Here is a 19,238-nt window from a genome sequence, read left to right as displayed (position 1 = left end):
AGATTTAGGATAGGGAGATTTAAGAAGGGGGGTCTGAGGCCTGGGACTTTAGATCTGAAAAAGAGGATATGAGACGGGAGATTTAAGATGGTGAGAGTGAGGATGGGGGATAGATGGAATAATTTTTTATTTTTGTGCTTTACAAAAAATCGAACAAATTATGCAGGAAACAAATTCTTTAAATCAGGTGGCGGAATTTCATACTACTTTCAAACACCCTATTCTGGAATCACCGGTTATTCCTTCTAAACAACGAGCCAATTTAAGGATTGCCCTGTTGGCAGAAGAGTTAAAAGAGTTGCAGGAAGCGGTAGAAAATGATGACCTGGTTGAAGTTGCCGATGCTTTATGTGATTTGCAATATGTACTTGCAGGTGCTATTCATGAGTTTGGCCTGGGTGCAAAGTTTAAAACCTTATTTGATGAGGTTCACCGCTCTAATATGAGTAAAGCCTGTAAAACTGTTGAGGAGGCAGAGCAAACAATTAAACATTATTTTGATAAAGATCAGACTGAATCATACTACAAGGAAGTGGATGGGTTGTTTTTGGTTTTCAGAAAAGCAGATGATAAGACATTGAAGTCGGTTAACTATTCGCCGGCAGATTTAAAATCGCATTTGATTTAATAAGTTTTAAACAGGATATTCCATAAGCCAGCAGATTTGCTGGCTTTTTTGTTTAGTTGTTTCCCGCAGATTACGCAAATTGCCGCAGATTATTTTCTTGGTAATGAGTTTAATAGATCTGCGGGAATCAGCGAAATCTGCGGGAGAATATTTAGGAACATTGCGGAGTTACATCATCCCAAGCCAGCAGATTGCTGGCTTTTTTTGTTTAGTTGTTTCCCGCAGATTACGCGAATCGCCGCAGATTATTTTTTTGCTCATGAGTTCAAGAGATCTGCGGGAATCAATGAAATCTGCGGGAGAATATTTAGCGAGATTAACGAATCTACCATCCCATATCTAACCTCTCCCATCTCAGCTACCGCCTCCACTTCCATAACAGTGCATAACAGTACTCATTGCTTCATTTTATATTTTAGACCAACCAAATATCAAAACGAGAGCATGCAAGCAATTTTAGGCGTATTTTTCCATTTCATCGGCGGTTTCGCGTCGGGTAGTTTCTACATTCCATATAAAAAAGTTAAAGGTTGGGCCTGGGAAAGCTACTGGATTGTTGGAGGTATTTTCTCCTGGCTTATTGTTCCGCCTCTTGCCGCTTACCTTACCATTCCAAATTTTACAGATATCATAGCTTCTGCCGAAGGGAAAACCCTTGCGCTGGCCTACTTTTTTGGCATTTTATGGGGCATTGGTGGATTAACCTACGGACTTGGTGTTCGTTATCTTGGCGTTTCACTGGGAAGCAGCATCATTTTAGGTCTCTGTATGGTACTGGGTTCAATACTCCCATCTATATACTTCGATGTTTTTCCTGAGGCGGGTAAAGATACCTTTACCATGTTCTTAAACACCGATTGGGGCCGCATGGTGATGCTGGGCCTGTTGGTGTGCGTACTGGGAATCGTCATCTGCGGAAGAGCAGGTATGCTGAAGGAGCGTGAAATCAAAGCAGATGTAACCGATCCGCATGGCCTGACGGTTAAAACCGAATATAAATTCGGACTGGGTTTATTCGTAGGGATTGTTTCAGGTGTACTGAGTGCCTGTTTCAATTTTGGTATTGAGGCAGGGAAGCCAATGGCTGATGCTGCAAATGCCATCTGGAAAGCAGCTAACCCCTCAGAAACCGGAAATTTCCTTTTCTCAAATAATGTGACCTATGTGATTGTACTATGGGGCGGACTTACCACTAATTTTATCTGGTGTATGATCTTAAACGCCAGAAACAAAACATTTGGTGATTATACCAATAAAACAACGCCACTATTAAAAAATTATATTTTCTCGGCACTGGCAGGTACCACCTGGTTTCTCCAATTCTTTTTCTATGGCATGGGAGAAAGCAAAATGGGCAATGGTGCCAGCAGCTGGATATTGCACATGGCTTTTATTATTCTTATTGCCAACGTTTGGGGGCTGGTTTTGAAAGAATGGAAAGGCGTATCAAAGAAAACATTAATCACGGTAATCACAGGAATCATTACCATCATTATTTCAGTATTGATTGTGGGTTACGGCAATTCAATTAAAGGTTAAATCATAAAAAAATAAACAGAATATAATGTCAATCGAAACAAAAAGTTATAAGCACGTAAGCTATTTGTGGAACGAAGAAGAAGCCGCAAAACTGGCTGGAGATGAAGTTGCATTGTTAATTTATCGCTCTAATTTATTGGGTGCAGATTTGCGCTTAACCAATTATGGCGGTGGAAATACATCATGTAAATTAACAGAGAAAGATCCGCTTACAGGTTTAGAAACCGAAGTAATGTGGGTAAAAGGTTCAGGTGGCGATTTAGGTACCTTAAAGAAAAGTGGCTTAGCTGCACTTTATGTAGATCGTTTGCGTAGTTTAAAAAATATTTACCGGGGTGTAGAGCATGAAGATGAAATGGTTGAATTGTTTAACCACTGTATCTATGATTTAAGCTCAAAGGCGCCATCAATCGATACACCGCTTCACGGCTTTTTGCCATTTGCACATATCGATCACCTGCATCCGGATGCAGCCATTGCAATTGCTGCGGCAAAAGATGGTAAAAAAATCACGCAGGAGCTTTTTGGAGGAACCATTGGTTGGGTAGAATGGAAAAAACCAGGCTTTGAACTGGGATTGCAATTGAAACAGTGTCTGGATGAAAACCCGGGAATCCGTGGCATTATGCTGGGTTCTCATGGCTTATTTACCTGGGGCGATACGGCATACGAAAGCTATCTGAATACACTGGAGGTTATTGAAATCTGTTCAGATTACCTGGAGCAAAACTACGGTAAAAAAGGACCTGTGTTTGGCGGTCAGAAAATTGAAAGCGCAGCAGCTGATCACCGTAAAAAACAAGCGGCTACATTAGCTCCGGTTTTGCGTGGCTTGTGTTCATCAAAACAACACATGATTGGTCACTTTACGGATGATTCACGTGTATTGGAATTCATTAACTCCAATGATCTTGGCCGTTTGGCACCAATGGGTACCAGTTGTCCGGATCACTTCCTGAGAACTAAAATCAGTCCGCTGGTACTGGATCTTAGTGCAGATGCAGATCTTTCGGATACCAAAGCAATCAAAGAAACTTTATTGCCGGCTTTCGAGGCTTACCGTGCCATGTATACCGATTATTATGAAACCTGTAAACATCCGAATAGTCCTGCTATCCGCGATACCAATCCGGTGGTGATTTTATATCCTGGTATTGGAATGTTTACTTTCTCGAAAGATAAACAAACGGCAAGGGTTGCTGCAGAATTTTATATCAATGCGATCAATGTTATGAAAGGCGCTGAGGCAGTTTCTGAGTATACATCTTTGCCTCACCAGGAAGCTTTTAACATTGAATACTGGTTGTTGGAGGAAGCGAAATTACAGCGTATGCCAAAACCAAAACCCCTTACTGGTAAAATTGCTTTAATCACCGGTAGTGCTGGTGGAATTGGTAAAGCAATTGCCAAAAAATTTGTAGCTGAAGGTGGTGTCGTGATTTTAAACGATATGAATGCAGAGCGCTTGGAAGAAGCTGGCGCTGAGTTCGCAAAACAATTTGGTAAAGATTCTTATAGTACAGCCGTACTAAATGTAACCAGTCAAGCCGATATTGACGGAGCTTTCGACGCTGCGGCACTGGCTTTTGGCGGCGTAGATATTATTGTGAACAACGCTGGCTTATCTATTTCAAAAACTATTGGCGACCATACAGAGAAAGACTGGGATTTGTTATATGATGTTTTAGTTAAGGGTCAGTTTTTTATAACTCAGGCTGCAACAAATACGATGCAAAAGCAGGATATTGGTGGGGATATCATTAATATTGTAAGCAAGAACTCGCTGGTAAGCGGACCAAACAATGCTGGTTATGGCAGTGCAAAAGCAGCACAGCTACACTTAAGCAGATTAAATGCTGCGGAGCTTGGTGCAGACAATATCCGTGTAAACGTGGTAAACCCTGATGCAGTAATCAGCGATAGTAATATCTGGGCTGGCGGATGGGCAGAAGGCCGTGCAAAAGCTTATGGTATCACGATTGCAGAATTGCCTGCTTACTACGCAAAACGTACTTTGTTAAATCAGATTATTTTACCAGATGATATTGCCAATGCATGTTTTGCTTTTGTAGGCGGCTTATTGCAGAAATCAACTGGAAACGTATTAAATGTTGATGGCGGAGTAGCCATGGCATTTGTACGATAAATTTAAAAATTAGTTTTAGTAAGTTGTTATCCTGGTCTGTGGTTCGCCACAGACCGGAAATGGCTTCTAATGTGCTGACTACCGTATAATTTTGATGGCACAGAATGGCGGCTTTGTCGCCAGAAATATTAACCTAAACAAAACCAAATATCCTCATGAATATCGAGCAGATCCAAATTGAAAAACATAACGACTCTTTAGTAAGTTCACATCAGCGCAAATTAAATTTTTTAAAAGAAGACTGGTCGCACGTTGATCTGGAAAGCGTAATCCAAAAACTGGTTGATTTTCAAATTGCTATTCCTTCCTGGGCACTGGGTACCGGAGGTACACGTTTCGGACGTTTTGCAATTACAGGTGGCGAACCGCGTACCATTGAAGAGAAAATTGAAGATGTTGGTTTATTACACGCCCTTAATGGCGCAAGTGGTGCGATATCGCTTCACATTCCATGGGATATCCCACAAAATGCAACAAGCTTAAAAAGTCTGGCTTCGAGTTATGGTTTGAAATTCGATGCCATGAATTCGAATACTTTTCAGGACCAGGCTGGTTCGGCGCACAGCTATAAATTCGGTTCATTACAGAATGTAAACAAAGCCATACGTAAACAAGCTATTGAGCACAATATCGAAGTGATTAAACACGGTATAGATTTAGGTTCTGATGCCTTAACCGTATGGCTGGCAGATGGATCTTGTTTCCCTGGTCAGCTGAATTTCCGCAAGGCTTTTGAAAATACATTAGAAAGTTTACACGAGATTTATGCAGCCCTTCCTGAGCAATGGAAGATTTTTGTTGAGTACAAAGCCTTTGAACCTAACTTTTATTCCACTACTGTTGGCGATTGGGGACAATCCTTATTGTATGCAAGCAAGCTAGGCAAAAAAGCTTATACGCTGGTTGACTTAGGTCACCATTTACCAAACGCCAACATTGAACAAATTGTGGCCTTGTTGCTTATGGAAGGAAAACTTGGTGGTTTCCACTTCAATGATTCTAAATATGGTGATGACGATTTAACTGCCGGAAGTATTAAACCTTACCAGTTGTTTCTGATCTTTAACGAGCTGGTTGAAGGGATGGATGCAAAAGGGATGAACCATGCGAAAGATTTAGGATGGATGATTGATGCTTCACACAACGTGAAAGATCCTCTTGAAGATTTATTACAATCTGTAGAAGCCATCATGATTGCCTATGCACAGGCTTTACTTGTAGACCGTAAAGCTTTAAATGAAGCGCAGGACAATAACGATGTAGCTAAGGCACAGGAAATTTTACAACATACTTTTCGCAGCGATTTAAGGGCATTGGTTGCCGAAGCACGTTTAAGAGCTGGTGCGGCATTGTCGCCAATTACTTTATACCGTGATTTATCGGTAAGAAAAAATTTAGTTGGTCAACGCGGAAATACTGTTGCTACAGGTTTATAATCGAAGAGGAAAGAAAAATGCCAAAGCCTGTTATTGCGATATTTGACGTTGGGAAAACGAACAAAAAACTATTTCTCATTGATGAAAATTATCAGATCGTTTTCGAAAGGTCTGCCCGTTTTGTTGAAACTGTAGATGAAGACGGGGAACCCTGTGAAAATCTGGAAAGCCTTAAATCTTCTGTTTATGATTCATTGAATCAGGTTTTACAGATGAAAGAATTCGATATCAAAGCGGTTAACTTTTCTACCTATGGGGCCAGCTTTGTTTATCTCGATGAAAATGGAGAACCTTTAACACCGCTTTACAATTATCTGAAAGAATACCCTGAAAACCTGAAAAAGGAATTCTATGCAAAATATGGTGGCGAGGAGCAGATTTCTTTAGAAACGGCCTCGCCTATATTAGGCAGCTTGAACTCGGGTATGCAGATTTACCGTTTAAAACATGAACAGCCTGATATTTTTGCAAAGGTAAAATGGGCGCTGCACCTCCCGCAGTATTTAAGTTTTTTAATTTCCGGTAAGGCTGTAGCCGATATCACCAGTATAGGCTGCCATACCCAGCTTTGGGATTTTAATAAAAGTGCCTATCACCAGTGGGTAAACGCTGAACAGATTGAAGAGAAATTTGGTGTGTTTACACCGGCAGATTCAACCGCCAAAACCAGTTTTGAAGGTGTCAGCTTCAATGTTGGTGTAGGCTTGCACGACAGCTCTGCTGCCCTGATTCCTTACCTGGCCAATTTTAATACCCCTTTTGTATTAATCTCTACAGGTACCTGGTGCATCAGTTTAAACCCATTTAATCAGAATCCGTTAAGCAGGGAAGAACTTAAACAAGATTGTTTGTGTTATATGCACTTTCAGGGCAAACCCATTAAGGCTTCCCGTATTTTTGCAGGCTATGAACATGAGGTACAGCTGAAGCGCATTGCAGAGCATTTCAACCGTGCAGCTTATTTGTTTAAGCACCTGAAGTTTAATCCTGGTTTGATTTTAAAGCTGGCCAATAAGATTCCCGAAAACCAACATCCACAAGACGAGTTCTCCGCTACTTCATCCTTTGGCAACAGAGATCTGAATCTTTTCCAGACTGCTGAGGAGGCCTACCATCAACTGATATTTGATCTGGTAAAACAACAGATTTATTCTTTAAAACTCGTGCTGAATGAGGGTGTTCGAAGGGTATTTGTTGATGGCGGTTTTGGTAAAAATGCGATTTATATGCATCTGCTGGCGACTTCTATTCCCGATGTTGAAGTGTACGCTTCATCGGTTTCGCAGGCAACAGCCATTGGCACTGCGCTGGCGATTAACGATGCATGGAATTCAAACCCCGCGCCAACGGATATGATTAACCTGAAATATTATTCTGCCATAGAACGAACTGTAAATTTCTAATGAGCCTTAAAGGATTATTGCTATATTCGAAAAAGCGATATTGATTTGAAACCCGACGACTTAATTTCCTGTATCCAGATCGATGAATATTCTTCGACGCCAAAATACAAGCAGCTTACTAATGCCATTCTGGGCGCTATTGAAAGCGGCAAGTTGAAACAGGGCAGTCTGTTGCCCTCAATTAATGAGCTGAGCTTTAGTTTGGAAATGTCGAGAGATACCGCTGAAAAAGGTTATAGGAATCTTAGAAAAATTGGTGTGGTAGATTCTGTTCCCGGAAAAGGTTATTTCATCGTCAATACCGATTTCTCCAGGAAGCTAAAGGTTTGTTTGCTATTTAATAAACTCAGCACCCACAAGAAAATTATTTATGATGCTTTCACCAAATCAATTGGCGAGCGTGCAGCGATAGATTTTTATATCTACAACAACGATTACGTGCTTTTTAAAAAGATGATCACCACCAAGCTTGAGGAATATACCCACTTTGTGATCATACCACACTTTTTGGAGGGTGGTGAAAATGCACACGAAATCATCAATACCATACCGAAAGAAAAGCTGGTGATGCTGGATAAGATTTTACCGGGCATAACCGGTGATTTTGCTGCAGCTTATGAAAACTTTGCACAGGATATTTACGCTGCACTGGAGCAGGCCCTGGAACGTTTATCAAATTACAATACCCTTAAAATCATTTTCCCTAAAAACAGTTACTTTCCTCATGAGATATTGACAGGTTTTTATCGATTTTGCCAGCAATATGCTTTTAACCATAAGGTAATTCACAATATAAAAGAGGAAGAGATAAGTGTTGGAGAAGTTTACATCAATTTGATGGAGGATGACCTGGTTACCCTGATTGAGCGGTTAATTGTGCAGAAGCTTAAAATTGGTAAAGATGTTGGTGTGATTTCCTATAATGAAACCCCGCTCAAGAGAATTATCCTGGATGGCATTACCACCATTTCTACAGATTTCACCGCACTTGGATCGCAGGCGGCTGAATTTGTGTTAAGTGGTAAAACAGGTAAAATAGAAGTGCCGTTTTATTTGAATTTAAGGAAGTCTTTGTAGGTTGCAGATTGACCGGTGATGGCTTCTCCCGCAGATTTCGCCGATGATAGGTTTTCCTGCAAATCCTCAAACGATAGTTTTTCCCGCAGATTTCGCAGATGACGCAGATTTATTTAATCGATTGCTTTCTACTTGATACCGATACCCGCTACTTGATACTCACTACTAAAACCTTATTTTTACGGAAAATTCAATTAAGTGAGGGAAGAGCTAGCAGATAACCAACCGGAAATAAATCCTTATGATTATGTTTTGAGGGATTTTAACCTGAAGGACCTCAGTGCTATTGTTATTCTTAAACATTTAAACCAACAAATTGATACGGGCGCAAAAGGATTTTATCAGTTATATCCTGAGCAAATTGAAATTGACTTTGCCACATTCAGTTATCACCACGATACCGAATTATTCCCGATTGTACAGGTAAGGCAGGATGATCATCAGGTGCGTTTAATATGCCGGTGCAATACGCCAAAAACAAAGCTGTGTGCCCATCAGGCAAGGGTTTTGTACAATATCCTGCAGCGGCCCGACCTTTTAATTTTCTTTGATGAAAACCTGCGCAGGCAAAAACTGCTCAAAGTAGCATTCGACTATGGGCTGGAGCATGAGCCACACCTCGATTCATTCTTCAATTTAACCATTGTTGAGAATGAGTTGTTTATAAAACCTAAGATGGGTCAGTTACAACCTTTCAATAAAGAAGCACGGCAGCACCTCGAAAATGTTTTGTTGCCCAAGGCAAAAACAAAAATTGATACTGGCGGGCAAAAAGGAAATCTCATTCTGGTTTTGGGCCAGCACCGTTATTATAGCCACCTTACTTTGTCGCTCTTTCATGCAGCTGTAACCAGAAACGGAAAAGTCAAAAACCCGTTGAAGGAAATTAACGCATCTGATTTGATTTTTAAAACGACTGATGTTGATGAGATCAAATTTTACGGTGGGGTTAATGCCTTTCAGCAAAATTATAATAATGACCAGGCTGAGCTGGAAATTGAAGCCTTAAAGGCTGTGGTTAAAAACCCTCTAAATCTTGCATTTTACCTTCAGGATCAAAAGCAATCTGTGGGTATTCAGGCTACAACCATCCATCCGGTAGAGGTAAGTTTTCTCATGATTGATTTACGCCTTTCTGTGAATCAGAAAGATGACTTTTATGAAATTACCGGCCGACTGATTATCGACGGGAAAAGCTATGAACTTGATCAGCTTGTTTTAATTCACCGGTATTTCATTAAACTTAAGAATCAGTTGTTTCTGATTTCCAGACTGGATATGCTTCAGGTGATTGGTTTTTTTCAAAAGCAGAGCAACCGGTTAATCTTACACCGCTCCAAATATGCAGAATTTCAGAAGTTAATACTGATCCAACTGGAAGGCAATATTCAGGTTGATTATTCCTACCTGAAGCCTGCAAGCAAAAGCCAGATACAGGAAAAAGGTTTCGACCTGGAAAATGAACAGCTCATTTACCTTTCGGAATCTGAAGACTTTATACTCATCACTCCGGTGATGCGCTATGGCGATCAGGAGATACCGGTTTTATCGAAAAGAAAAATCCAGGCGCAGGATAAGCTTGGAAATGTATTTACCGTTTACCGTGATGAAGAAGCCGAATTACGATTCATTGGCAGGATTATTAAACAGCATCCGTTTTTCTACGAACAGGATGCCAACGATTCTTTTTACCTGCACCGTAAAAGGTTTTTAGAGGAAGCCTGGTTTCTGGAGGCATTTGATAACTGGCGTAACTATGGTTACCATATCCTGGGATTTAATACCCTAAAACAAAATAAACTCAACGGTTATAAGCCGGATATTAACATTGAAGTATTAAGTGGTACCGATTGGTTTGAAACCAAAGTAAAACTAAAATTCGGCAAGCAGCAGGTGGCATTGAAACACCTGCATAAATCGATCAGAAACAAAAGCAGATTTGTAACCCTTGATGATGGTACGCAGGGCATTTTGCCCGAAACCTGGCTGCAGAAATTTACGGAATATTTTAATGCCGGCGAGGTAACAGATGAATCAATTCTAACACCCAAAATCAAATTTGCGACTTTAAACGATCTTTATGAAGATGCTTTGTTGGATGGCGAGGTAAAAAACGAGCTTCAACACTATAAACGGAAATTCGAAGGCACCACCCAGATCAGAGAGGTGGCTATACCGGAAGGATTGAACGCTACACTGCGTCATTATCAACAGGATGGATTAAACTGGCTGAATTTTCTGGATGACTTTAATTTTGGTGCCTGCCTGGCCGATGATATGGGCCTTGGAAAAACCATTCAGGTCATCGCCTTCTTTCTGTCGCAGCGAAATAAGGTTCAGCATAATACGAATCTGGTAGTGGTTCCGGCGTCATTGATTTTCAATTGGCAAACAGAAATATCCCGGTTCGCTCCCTCATTAAAAGTAATGGTAATTTACGGCAACAGCCGGATAAAAACCACGGATCCTTTCGATGATTATGAAGTGATTTTAACTTCGTACGGAACATTAGTGTCTGATGTCCGGTTCCTGAAAGACTACCGTTTCAACTACATCTGCCTGGATGAGTCACAAAATATCAAGAATCCTGATTCGCAGCGCTACAAAGCCGTGCGGATGTTGAAATCGAGGAATAAGATTGTAATGACCGGTACGCCCATTGAGAACAGCACATTTGATTTGTATGGACAGCTTTCTTTCGCCTGCCCCGGTTTATTTGGCAGCAAACAGCAGTTCGCCGATTTATATTCTACCCCAATAGACCAGTTTAAAGATAAAAGACGCGCAGAAGAACTGCAAAGAAAGATAAAGCCATTTATTTTGCGTAGAACGAAGGAGCAGGTAGCAGAAGAGCTTCCGGATAAAACGGAGATTGTGCTGTATTGTGAAATGGGAGAGGAGCAGCGTGAGGTATATGAAGCAAACAAAAAAGAGATTCAGGATTTCATCTTGAAGAAAACGGAAGATGAACTTCCCAAAAGCGCCATGCACGTGCTCAAAAGCATTACACAATTGAGACAGCTCTGTAACTCTGCTGCACTGCTTGCCGACGGGAAAAGCTATCTCCAGGCTTCCGCCAAGATCGAAGTGCTTATGGAGCAGATTGAAAGTAAAGCAGGCAGACATAAGATACTTGTATTCTCACAGTTTGTAAGTATGCTCGACCTCATTAAAAAACGTTTGGAACTTGCCGGAGTCCGTTATGCTTACCTCACCGGGCAAACCCGAAACAGGGCGGAGGTGGTGAAATCATTTCAGGAAGATGAATCGGTTTCGGTTTTCCTGATCAGTTTAAAAGCAGGGGGTACAGGTTTAAATTTAACAGCCGCTGATTATGTGTACCTCGTGGATCCATGGTGGAATCCGGCGGTCGAAAACCAGGCAATAGACAGGGCTTACCGGATTGGTCAGCATAAAAACGTAATGGCAGTAAGGCTAATTTGTCCGGATACAATTGAGGAGAAGATCATGAAACTGCAGGCCACCAAAAAAGATCTGGTTCGTAAACTGATACAGACCGACGGCGAATGGTTTAAAAAGCTGAATAAAGCTGAATTGCTCGGCTTACTGAGTTAGGTAACTGAGATGTCTGTTTGAAACTTATAGTCCAGATACTTTGGAACATTTAAGCTTTCTACCAATTTCCATTCTTTTTTTTCCTGAATGAATTCGGGTATGGCTAGCCCCATTTCCTGTGCGGCATGGGTATAGAAATCAGTCCTGCTCGGGTGTGCAGGCGCACATGCATTATAAATATGACCGAATGCCTGGGTTTGTAAAAGCTTTACCGCAATTCCTACGGCATCAGTCTGGTGAATCAGATTCACAGGAGCCAAACCATTGGGGATATTGCTTTTGCCGGCAAAAAATCTTCCCGCATTTCGGTTAGGGCCAATCAATCCCGAAAAGCGGAGCACGGTAGAATGATCCGGGCGCTTTTCCTTTAAAATTTGTTCAGCTGCCAATACCATCTTTCCAGAATCAGTATCGGGCATGGTTTCACTAAATTCATTTACAGTCCGGTTTTCATCGCCATAAACGCTGGTAGAACTGATGAGAACGACTTGTGTTGCCGGTTGGTTAATGCCCTTTAGTATGGCTGCAATTTTATCAGGATAATCGGCAAGTTCGGGTGAATTTCGTTTCGGCGGGATACAGATAAACAAAACATCACTATTGAAAAATGCAGGATCAGCATCAATTTGATCTGCTGTAAAGTTAATCAAAAAGGCTTCGATCTTTTCTTCTTCGAGTGTGCTGAGCTTTTCGGGTGTTGTGGTAGATCCTTTTACATGATAGTCCAGCATGATTAGTTCTTTAGCAAGTGCTAAACCAAACCAGCCACAGCCTAAAATAGAGATGTTCTTTATACTCATGTTGAACGAATAAAATTGTGTTATCCTTTTCCCACGTTATAGCAAGCCCTGCACCGTGGTTCATAACTCTCTTTCTCACCTAAAAGTACCGTATTTTCATCGGCTACAGTGCGGTAGCTATAAAGAGCTGGATTGCCACAGCAAACACAAACCGCATTTACTTTGGTAACATGCTCGGCGATGGCCATTAAAGCGGGCATAGGGCCAAAAGGCTTACCGGTGAAGTCCATATCCAATCCGGCAACAATGACACGGATACCTTTAAGTGCCAGTTTATTACATACCTCAGGCAATTCATTATCGAAGAACTGTGCCTCATCTATACCTACCACCTGTGTATTGGCTCCCAACAACAAAATTGCTGAAGCACTTTCTACCGGTGTTGAGCTTATGGAGTTTAAATCGTGCGAAACTACCGCAGATTCGTGATAGCGGGTATCGGTACGTGGTTTAAAGATTTCGACATTTAACTTAGCAATCTGGGCGCGTTTTAATCTGCGGATCAGCTCTTCGGTTTTTCCGGAAAACATTGAACCACATACAACTTCAATACTTCCTGAAAACTCACCCCTTCTCCTAAAATTTTGTTCGCTGAATAACATGCCCTGCCTGATGTATGTCCTATTAATTTTAAACCGAACAAATATGAGAATTATGTGTTATTTTTGAACACATAGTTACCAACATAAATCAGCAAATTTTTCGTTTAAAGTATATGATGAACCAACAGGATATCTTCAATAAAGTCGGCAATATTTTAAGAGAACTTAACGAGCAATACCAGTTTCTTGCTCAAAATCCAACTCAGTTAAATGATCTGGAACTTGAATTATTCCTGGCCAACGCTGATTTCCTGGCAGATCATGTACGCATTGTACAGAAACTTAACGCTGTGGTTGAGCACGCTGCACCCAACTCCGCCCATGCGCTTCTGAAAGAACAAAACACCATCGTCCTTCCTCAAAGTCCAGTGCAAAGCATACCGGAAAAGGAACCTGTTGAACCGGAAGAGCTGGAGGAAATTGCCACCGCTGAAGAACAGGAAGGACGTGTTGACGTAAAGCCTGCACAAGAATTATTTGATGATGAGGCCATAGAAGAAGAGGTAGCAGAGCAGGTACTTGAAAAGGATTTTTTTAAACCTGATCAGGAAGACCACAGCTTTGAATTTATTCTGGGTAAGCATAGTGAAGAAGAACAGTTTGATTATGAAGCCAAATCTGTGGAGGAAATTTTTGACAGGCCTTTGAGTAAGGCCGAAGAAGAAATTCTGGCACAAAAGAAGAGAATTCATCTGCAAGATGAAATATCTTCAAATGTTCCCGGTGCAGTAAGTAATGTGGAGGACGATGAGATCGGTCCGGAGCCCTTCCTGATTTCGCATGAAGAAGATATTCAGCCAGAAGCTGAAATATCGGAAGTTGAAGTGCCAGAGGTTGAATTGCCGAAGGTTGAATTACCAAAAGCAGAAGTGAAAACAGAACCGGTTTTACCAGTAGAAGTAAATGATGCCGTTAAAAATGAACCCATTGCAGCTTTGCGAGACGTGGAAATGGATGATCCGATTATTTCCCCTCCGGTAATAGAAAAACCAATTTTCACACCTGAGGCCATTCCTGTCAGACCTGCTTCACAGCCTATATCATCAACGCCTGCACCCAGCCTGAATGACCTCCTGGGCAAAACCAACGCCAAAGAAAATGAAGCTGTAAAATCACCTATTGCAGATTTAAAACAGGGCATCAGTATAAATGAGAAGTTACTTTTCATCAGAGAACTTTTCAAAGGATATAACCTGGCCTATTCTGAGGCAATTGATATCGTAAATAAAATGAATTCTTTCGAAGCTGCCGATAGCTTTCTTCAAAGTAATTACGCGGCAAAGAATGACTGGGCCAGTAAACAGACTACAGTTGATCAGTTTTACGAATTATTAAACAGAAGGTTTAGTCATTAAGCCAGTGGCCTAAAAGAATCCCATCCGGTTCGAATCGAGCTTAAGAAAAATAAATAACAAAATGGTGAAACTCCAGAGGGAGGAGCCGCCATAACTGATCAGCGGTAGTGGTATCCCGATTACCGGTATAATTCCGATGGTCATTCCGATATTGATGAAAATATGGAAAAACAGGATACAGGCCACACTGTAACCATAAACCCGGGAAAAAGTAGATCGTTGCCTTTCTGCCAGATTGATTAATCTCAGCAGCAGAAAAATATATAACCCAATCACGACTGAACAACCTGCAAAGCCCCACTCTTCACCAATAGTAGAAAAGATGAAGTCGGTACTTTGTTCGGGAACGTAGCCATATTTGGTTTGTGTGCCTTCCAAAAATCCGCGCCCGGTTGCCTGGCCTGAGCCTATGGCTATCTGCGATTGAATCACATTATATCCTGCCCCTTTGTTATCTGTTTTCAGGCCCAGCATCAATTCAATACGGCTTCTTTGGTGTGGCGCCAACACTTTCTCGTAGGCTACTTTAATCAGAAACAGGTAACCGATTGCAAAGGCTGCAACAATGATTGTTGAAAAGATGATTTTTTGTTTTCGCCTGTTATTGTAGATAAACAGTCCGGCAATAATCGTAATGATGGTAACGAGGATGTAGGTAGGAACCAGGAAATCGGCAACAAACAGCACAATCATCCCCAGGAATATTAGGAGGAAGTAGCCTGATAATCCTTCGCGGTAAAGGGGAAACATAAAGGCCAGGAACACCAGTGCAGAGCCTGTATCGGGCTGAAGCATGATTAATAATAAAGGTGCTCCAACAATTAGAGCAGCAATGGCAATCGACTTAAAATCGCGGAATTTCGGATTAAAAGCACCCACATATCTTGCCAGTAGTAAGGCTGTGCCGAACTTGGCAAATTCAGCGGGTTGTAGTTTGAACGAACCAATGGCAATCCAGGCTTGATTTCCCGCTACCTTATTTCCAATGACTAGTACTGCTAGTAATAAAATCAGGGTTCCGCCATATATGAAAGGCGAGAAAACGTTAAACAATCTCCCGTCGAACAATAAGATGGACAAACCCAATACCAAACCACTAATAATGTAAATAAGTTGTTTTCCGTAACTGCTGCTGAAATCAAAACCTACCTTGTCAGGATTATATATAGAGGCGTATATATTTACAAAACCAATCGCGCAAAGTGCAATATAGATTAATACCGTAATCCAATCTACGTTAAAGAAAAACCGGTTGGTCTGTTGCTGCTGTTGCATTATTTTTTACCGCTGTTTTGTAGTTTTTTATCTGTAAGTTGTACTGTTAGCGGACGTTTTTGTGTGGCCGCTTTAATTCTCAGGCTATCATTTGTCCGTTTTGCCGAGTCAGCCTTTTTGATGGATAGACTGTCGGTTTTTGTCAGTTTCGGTTTTTTAGATTTATCAATGAGTACAGGTAAAAGATTTTGATTTTTCATCCACTCTACCTGAGCTGATCTTGCGCCGGTTACATTGCCTTTAATGTATTTTTCGATCATGTAACTGGCAATTGGAGCAGCATATGTACTACCATAACCTGCATTTTCTACAATTACCGCAATGGCAATTTTCGGATTATCCCGGGGGGCAAAGCCAATAAAAACGGAGTGGTTTTTCCCGTGTGGGTTTTGTACTGTTCCGGTTTTGCCGCACAATAAAATATCTGGAATACGCGAGAGCGTGGCGGTTCCCCATCCACTGTTAACGCAATCCTGCATGCCATCAATTACAGGGGTAAAGTATTTCTCATCTACACCAACATAATTTTTCTCTACATATTCCTTTTTAATTCTATCGCCCATGGCTTTAATTAAATGCGGTTTGATATAGTAACCCCTGTTGGCAATAATGGCCATGGCATTGGCAATTTGAAGTGGAGTAGCGGTAATCTCCCCCTGGCCAATGGCCTGAGAAATTACGGTAGTATAACCCCATCTTTTACCATAAATTTTATCGTAATGGTCGGCGTTGTAAAAATATCCCTCTTTTTCAAAAGGAAGGTCGATATCCAGTTTTTGCCCGAAGCCAAATTTAGCAATTTTATCACGCCAGTCCTGATAAGTTTGGCGTTGCGCTTTCATCCCGTTTCTGGTGATGAGTTTCTGAAAGACGTGGCAGAAATAGGTGTTGCAAGAGCGGGCAATACCCCGGCGCATGCTGATGTTTCCGTCTACGTGCTCACACTTCACTTTATGGTTGCCGGCCATATAGTAGCCTGGACAATTAAAAGTCATGTTTTCATCCACCACGCCCTCTTGCAGGGCCAGTAAGGCATCAATTGGCTTAAATGATGAACCCGGTGGGTATTTACCCTGTATTGGGCGAACGATAGACGGCTTATATGGATTACTGATCAGGCCCATATAGTTATTTCCCTGACTGCGGCCAACCAGTAAATTCGGGTCGTAGCCTGGGCTGCTCACAAAAGCAAGTACTTCACCTGTTGCCGGTTCGATGGCAACAATAGCTCCAACTTTATTGTTCATCAGCTGTTCACCCAGTTTTTGGATGCGGATATCAATACCGGAAATTAAACGTTCACCAGATACGGCATTGATATCGTATTTTCCATCTGCATAACTGCCCTGTGGCGTGTTGTGGACATCGTAAATGGTATTAACAACCCCTTTTTCACCTCTTAAGGTTTCTTCATATGATCTTTCGAGGCCACTTTTTCCTTTATAATCGCCGGGCTTGTAAAAGCCTTCTGATCGTGCAATATCTGCACTGTCTACTTCTTTCACATATCCGAAAAGCTGACCTCCCACACTATCAGGATAATGCCTGATGGTCCGATCCTGAGTAGAGAAACCGGGAAAACGGTACATAATTTCCTGTAAACGGGCATAGCTTTGTACAGAGATTTGCTTAACGAAAGGCGTAGCCTGGTAGTTGGATTTTGCCTTGGCACGGCGCATAAACTTACGTGCATCGGCCATGGTAATTTCCAGCGCATTGGCCAGGGTCAGCGTATCGAAAGCTTTGACTTCGTTAGGAATAACCATTAAATCATAAACTGGCTCATTTTGTACGATTACCTTGCCGTTACGATCTAATATGGCACCCCGGGCAGGATATTTAAATTTCTTTTTAAGCACATTACTTTCGGCAGAAACGAAAGCTTTGTCGCTGATAATCTGTATGTAGAAAAGTTTACCTAATAAGATAAGTGCAATTACGATGAATAATCCTTGAACGATATATTTTCGGTTGAATAGTTGATCCATTAGCGGGATGATCTTTTATAGAAAATTGATTCTACTAAATAAATAATAATCAATGTAAAGATACAACTTAAGCCGCATCTCATTAAGGTGTAACCAATTTCAGTTAGCCTAAATGTTTCTAAAAAGAACAGCACTAAATGATGCGTAATTACACAAAGGAGTGCGTAAAGAGAAAACCATTGAAAACCCATATAACTTAACGATGGCTCAGGGTCGTCAATTGCATCACGGTTTAAACTGATGGAAATAAAAGATATGCGTACAAATGCAAGCGCTACACAAGCGGTAGCATGCACGCCCATGGTGTCGTAAAAAGCATCAAGGGTTAAACCGGTTCCGAACGCCAGTAGATACAATAAAATATTCGGTATTTCGAAAGGCAGCAGCATGATAAACAACACATAAATGAATGGTGTAGACAGGTCATAGAAACCCATGTTCTTGAGCAGGAAAATCTGCACAAAAAGAAGGATGACCCATCTGATTACATTTACAATGATAATTCTACTATTCATTTGGTTTAACTAAACTTTCTAAAGCTTTCTGTTCGTCTGCATGTTTATCTTTCACCACATATACATACTGTAAAGTTGCAAAATCGGTAAATAAATTTACTTCTCCCGACAGGAAATTATCGTTGGTTGCAACATTTGGTTTTAAAATTTTACCTACCAGAATGCCTGCGGGAAAGGAGCCAAAACCAGACGTTACAATGCTGTCGCCAACATTCATTTTGATGTGGTTGGGTACTTCTTTGATGAAGGCTTTTCTGATGTCGAAATTGGCGTCTCCCCAAACCAGTGATCCTAATGCATTATTCTTTTTTAAGGTTACACTGATGCGGGTATCTTTATGCAGTAAAGATTGTATCGTGGCAAGATGTTCTGAAACGTCGCGTATGAAACCAACTACACCCCTTTGAGGAGCAATTACCGCCATGCCATTCTTAATCCCATCAATGCTTCCTTTATTGATGGTCATGACGTTGTTTCGCAGTGTTATGGAATTCTTTACCACTTTAGCCGCCAGGTAGGTATACTGCTGATGAGTTATCGTATCAATCACTTTAACGTCTTTCGACGTATCAGCAGTGGTAATGCGCAGTAGCTGGGTTTTTAACCGGGCATTTTCGGCCGCCAGACTATCATTTACCATCCCAAGGTTTAAATATCTTTTAAAAACATTTAAACGTTCATAAGCGTTGCCTACTACCTCATTGGATGAGTTGAGGGTTACACTTCGCTGGTAAGCATTATTTTTGATGGTGAGGTAAACCCCGATCACAAAAAAGATGATAAACAAGAAAAATGCGTTGTATCTGCTGATGAAAATCCAAAGGTTACGCATTGCTTTTAATATTGAAGACAGGAAATTGGAGATATGAGATTCAGAATTTTTTCTAAAATCTCATAT

14 protein-coding genes are annotated in these 19,238 nt (G+C 41.2%); 8 read left to right on the top strand and 6 right to left on the bottom strand.

Annotated elements, in window-relative coordinates; genetic code table 11:
• Nucleotides 1-160 precede the first annotated feature (160 nt).
• The 7 genes from AB669_RS04770 to AB669_RS04740 all read left to right on the top strand — a co-directional run bounded on the left by AB669_RS04770 (nucleotide 161) and on the right by AB669_RS04740 (nucleotide 11,805).
• The gene (locus tag AB669_RS04770) at nucleotides 161-628 is read left to right on the top strand and encodes a nucleoside triphosphate pyrophosphohydrolase family protein (RefSeq protein ID WP_047798163.1); all 468 of its coding nucleotides are present in this window, start codon (nucleotides 161-163) and stop codon (nucleotides 626-628) included.
• 444 nt (nucleotides 629-1,072) lie between these two features.
• On the top strand, nucleotides 1,073-2,167 hold the full coding sequence (rhaT, locus tag AB669_RS04765) for an L-rhamnose/proton symporter RhaT (protein ID WP_047798440.1): 1,095 nt from the start codon (nucleotides 1,073-1,075) through the stop codon (nucleotides 2,165-2,167).
• Between the two features lie 25 nt (nucleotides 2,168-2,192).
• Nucleotides 2,193-4,313, top strand: a complete 2,121-nt coding sequence (locus AB669_RS04760) for a bifunctional rhamnulose-1-phosphate aldolase/short-chain dehydrogenase (protein WP_047798162.1) — start codon at nucleotides 2,193-2,195, stop codon at nucleotides 4,311-4,313.
• 155 nt (nucleotides 4,314-4,468) lie between these two features.
• Nucleotides 4,469-5,749, top strand: coding sequence for a sugar isomerase (locus tag AB669_RS04755; protein ID WP_047798161.1), 1,281 nt, complete (start codon nucleotides 4,469-4,471; stop codon nucleotides 5,747-5,749).
• A gap of 17 nt (nucleotides 5,750-5,766) precedes the next feature.
• Nucleotides 5,767-7,152: an FGGY-family carbohydrate kinase gene (locus tag AB669_RS04750; RefSeq protein ID WP_047798160.1), complete on the top strand. Its 1,386-nt coding sequence runs from the start codon at nucleotides 5,767-5,769 to the stop codon at nucleotides 7,150-7,152.
• A gap of 45 nt (nucleotides 7,153-7,197) precedes the next feature.
• On the top strand, nucleotides 7,198-8,229 hold the full coding sequence (locus AB669_RS04745; RefSeq protein ID WP_047798159.1) for a GntR family transcriptional regulator: 1,032 nt from the start codon (nucleotides 7,198-7,200) through the stop codon (nucleotides 8,227-8,229).
• Nucleotides 8,230-8,427: 198 nt separating this feature from the next.
• Nucleotides 8,428-11,805 (top strand): DEAD/DEAH box helicase, encoded by a 3,378-nt coding sequence (locus AB669_RS04740; RefSeq protein ID WP_082120592.1) that lies wholly within the window; start codon nucleotides 8,428-8,430, stop codon nucleotides 11,803-11,805.
• On the opposite strand, the gene AB669_RS04735 is transcribed toward AB669_RS04740, so the two are convergent.
• Together AB669_RS04735 and AB669_RS04730 are read right to left on the bottom strand one after the other, a co-directional pair.
• Nucleotides 11,802-12,605 (bottom strand): SDR family oxidoreductase, encoded by an 804-nt coding sequence (locus AB669_RS04735; RefSeq protein ID WP_047798158.1) that lies wholly within the window; start codon nucleotides 12,603-12,605, stop codon nucleotides 11,802-11,804. The genes AB669_RS04740 and AB669_RS04735 overlap by 4 nt on opposite strands.
• A gap of 20 nt (nucleotides 12,606-12,625) precedes the next feature.
• The gene (locus tag AB669_RS04730) at nucleotides 12,626-13,207 is read right to left on the bottom strand and encodes a thymidine kinase (protein ID WP_047798157.1); all 582 of its coding nucleotides are present in this window, start codon (nucleotides 13,205-13,207) and stop codon (nucleotides 12,626-12,628) included.
• 113 nt (nucleotides 13,208-13,320) lie between these two features.
• Here AB669_RS04730 and AB669_RS04725 point away from each other — a divergent pair, with 113 nt between their 5' ends.
• Nucleotides 13,321-14,562, top strand: a complete 1,242-nt coding sequence (locus tag AB669_RS04725; protein ID WP_047798156.1) for a hypothetical protein — start codon at nucleotides 13,321-13,323, stop codon at nucleotides 14,560-14,562.
• Nucleotides 14,563-14,571: 9 nt separating this feature from the next.
• Here AB669_RS04725 and rodA read toward each other — a convergent pair whose 3' ends face one another.
• From rodA to mreC, 4 genes are read right to left on the bottom strand one after another with little or no spacing between them, the layout of a single operon-like run.
• Nucleotides 14,572-15,837 (bottom strand): rod shape-determining protein RodA, encoded by a 1,266-nt coding sequence (gene rodA / locus AB669_RS04720; protein WP_047798155.1) that lies wholly within the window; start codon nucleotides 15,835-15,837, stop codon nucleotides 14,572-14,574.
• Nucleotides 15,837-17,825 carry a penicillin-binding protein 2 gene (gene mrdA / locus AB669_RS04715; protein ID WP_047798154.1) on the bottom strand — a complete coding sequence of 663 codons (1,989 nt, stop codon included), beginning with the start codon at nucleotides 17,823-17,825 and terminating at the stop codon, nucleotides 15,837-15,839. The genes rodA and mrdA overlap by 1 nt, the downstream gene beginning before the upstream one ends.
• Nucleotides 17,825-18,340 carry a hypothetical protein gene (locus AB669_RS04710; RefSeq protein ID WP_047798153.1) on the bottom strand — a complete coding sequence of 172 codons (516 nt, stop codon included), beginning with the start codon at nucleotides 18,338-18,340 and terminating at the stop codon, nucleotides 17,825-17,827. Before AB669_RS04710 ends, mrdA begins: the two co-directional genes overlap by 1 nt.
• A complete protein-coding gene (mreC, locus tag AB669_RS04705; RefSeq protein ID WP_047798152.1) occupies nucleotides 18,333-19,172 on the bottom strand; it encodes a rod shape-determining protein MreC in 840 nt (279 codons plus the stop codon). The genes AB669_RS04710 and mreC overlap by 8 nt, the downstream gene beginning before the upstream one ends.
• Between the last annotated feature and the right edge of the window lie 66 nt (nucleotides 19,173-19,238).

The sequence above is a fragment of the Pedobacter sp. BMA genome, assembly GCF_001027745.1.
Classification (GTDB): domain Bacteria; phylum Bacteroidota; class Bacteroidia; order Sphingobacteriales; family Sphingobacteriaceae; genus Pedobacter.
This window is presented reverse-complemented; position numbering and strand designations above follow the sequence as displayed.

Bases quoted from the DNA above. Each gene is read 5' to 3' on its own strand.
- mrdA (WP_047798154.1), bottom strand. From the start codon at position 17,825: ATGGATCAACTATTCAACCGAAAATATATCGTTCAAGGATTATTCATC.
- rhaT (WP_047798440.1), top strand. From the start codon at position 1,073: ATGCAAGCAATTTTAGGCGTATTTTTCCATTTCATCGGCGGTTTCGCG.
- AB669_RS04710 (WP_047798153.1), bottom strand. From the start codon at position 18,340: ATGAATAGTAGAATTATCATTGTAAATGTAATCAGATGGGTCATCCTT.
- rodA (WP_047798155.1), bottom strand. From the start codon at position 15,837: ATGCAACAGCAGCAACAGACCAACCGGTTTTTCTTTAACGTAGATTGG.
- AB669_RS04735 (WP_047798158.1), bottom strand. From the start codon at position 12,605: ATGAGTATAAAGAACATCTCTATTTTAGGCTGTGGCTGGTTTGGTTTA.
- AB669_RS04755 (WP_047798161.1), top strand. From the start codon at position 4,469: ATGAATATCGAGCAGATCCAAATTGAAAAACATAACGACTCTTTAGTA.
- AB669_RS04725 (WP_047798156.1), top strand. From the start codon at position 13,321: ATGATGAACCAACAGGATATCTTCAATAAAGTCGGCAATATTTTAAGA.
- mreC (WP_047798152.1), bottom strand. From the start codon at position 19,172: ATGCGTAACCTTTGGATTTTCATCAGCAGATACAACGCATTTTTCTTG.
- AB669_RS04760 (WP_047798162.1), top strand. From the start codon at position 2,193: ATGTCAATCGAAACAAAAAGTTATAAGCACGTAAGCTATTTGTGGAAC.
- AB669_RS04770 (WP_047798163.1), top strand. From the start codon at position 161: ATGCAGGAAACAAATTCTTTAAATCAGGTGGCGGAATTTCATACTACT.
- AB669_RS04730 (WP_047798157.1), bottom strand. From the start codon at position 13,207: ATGTTATTCAGCGAACAAAATTTTAGGAGAAGGGGTGAGTTTTCAGGA.
- AB669_RS04750 (WP_047798160.1), top strand. From the start codon at position 5,767: ATGCCAAAGCCTGTTATTGCGATATTTGACGTTGGGAAAACGAACAAA.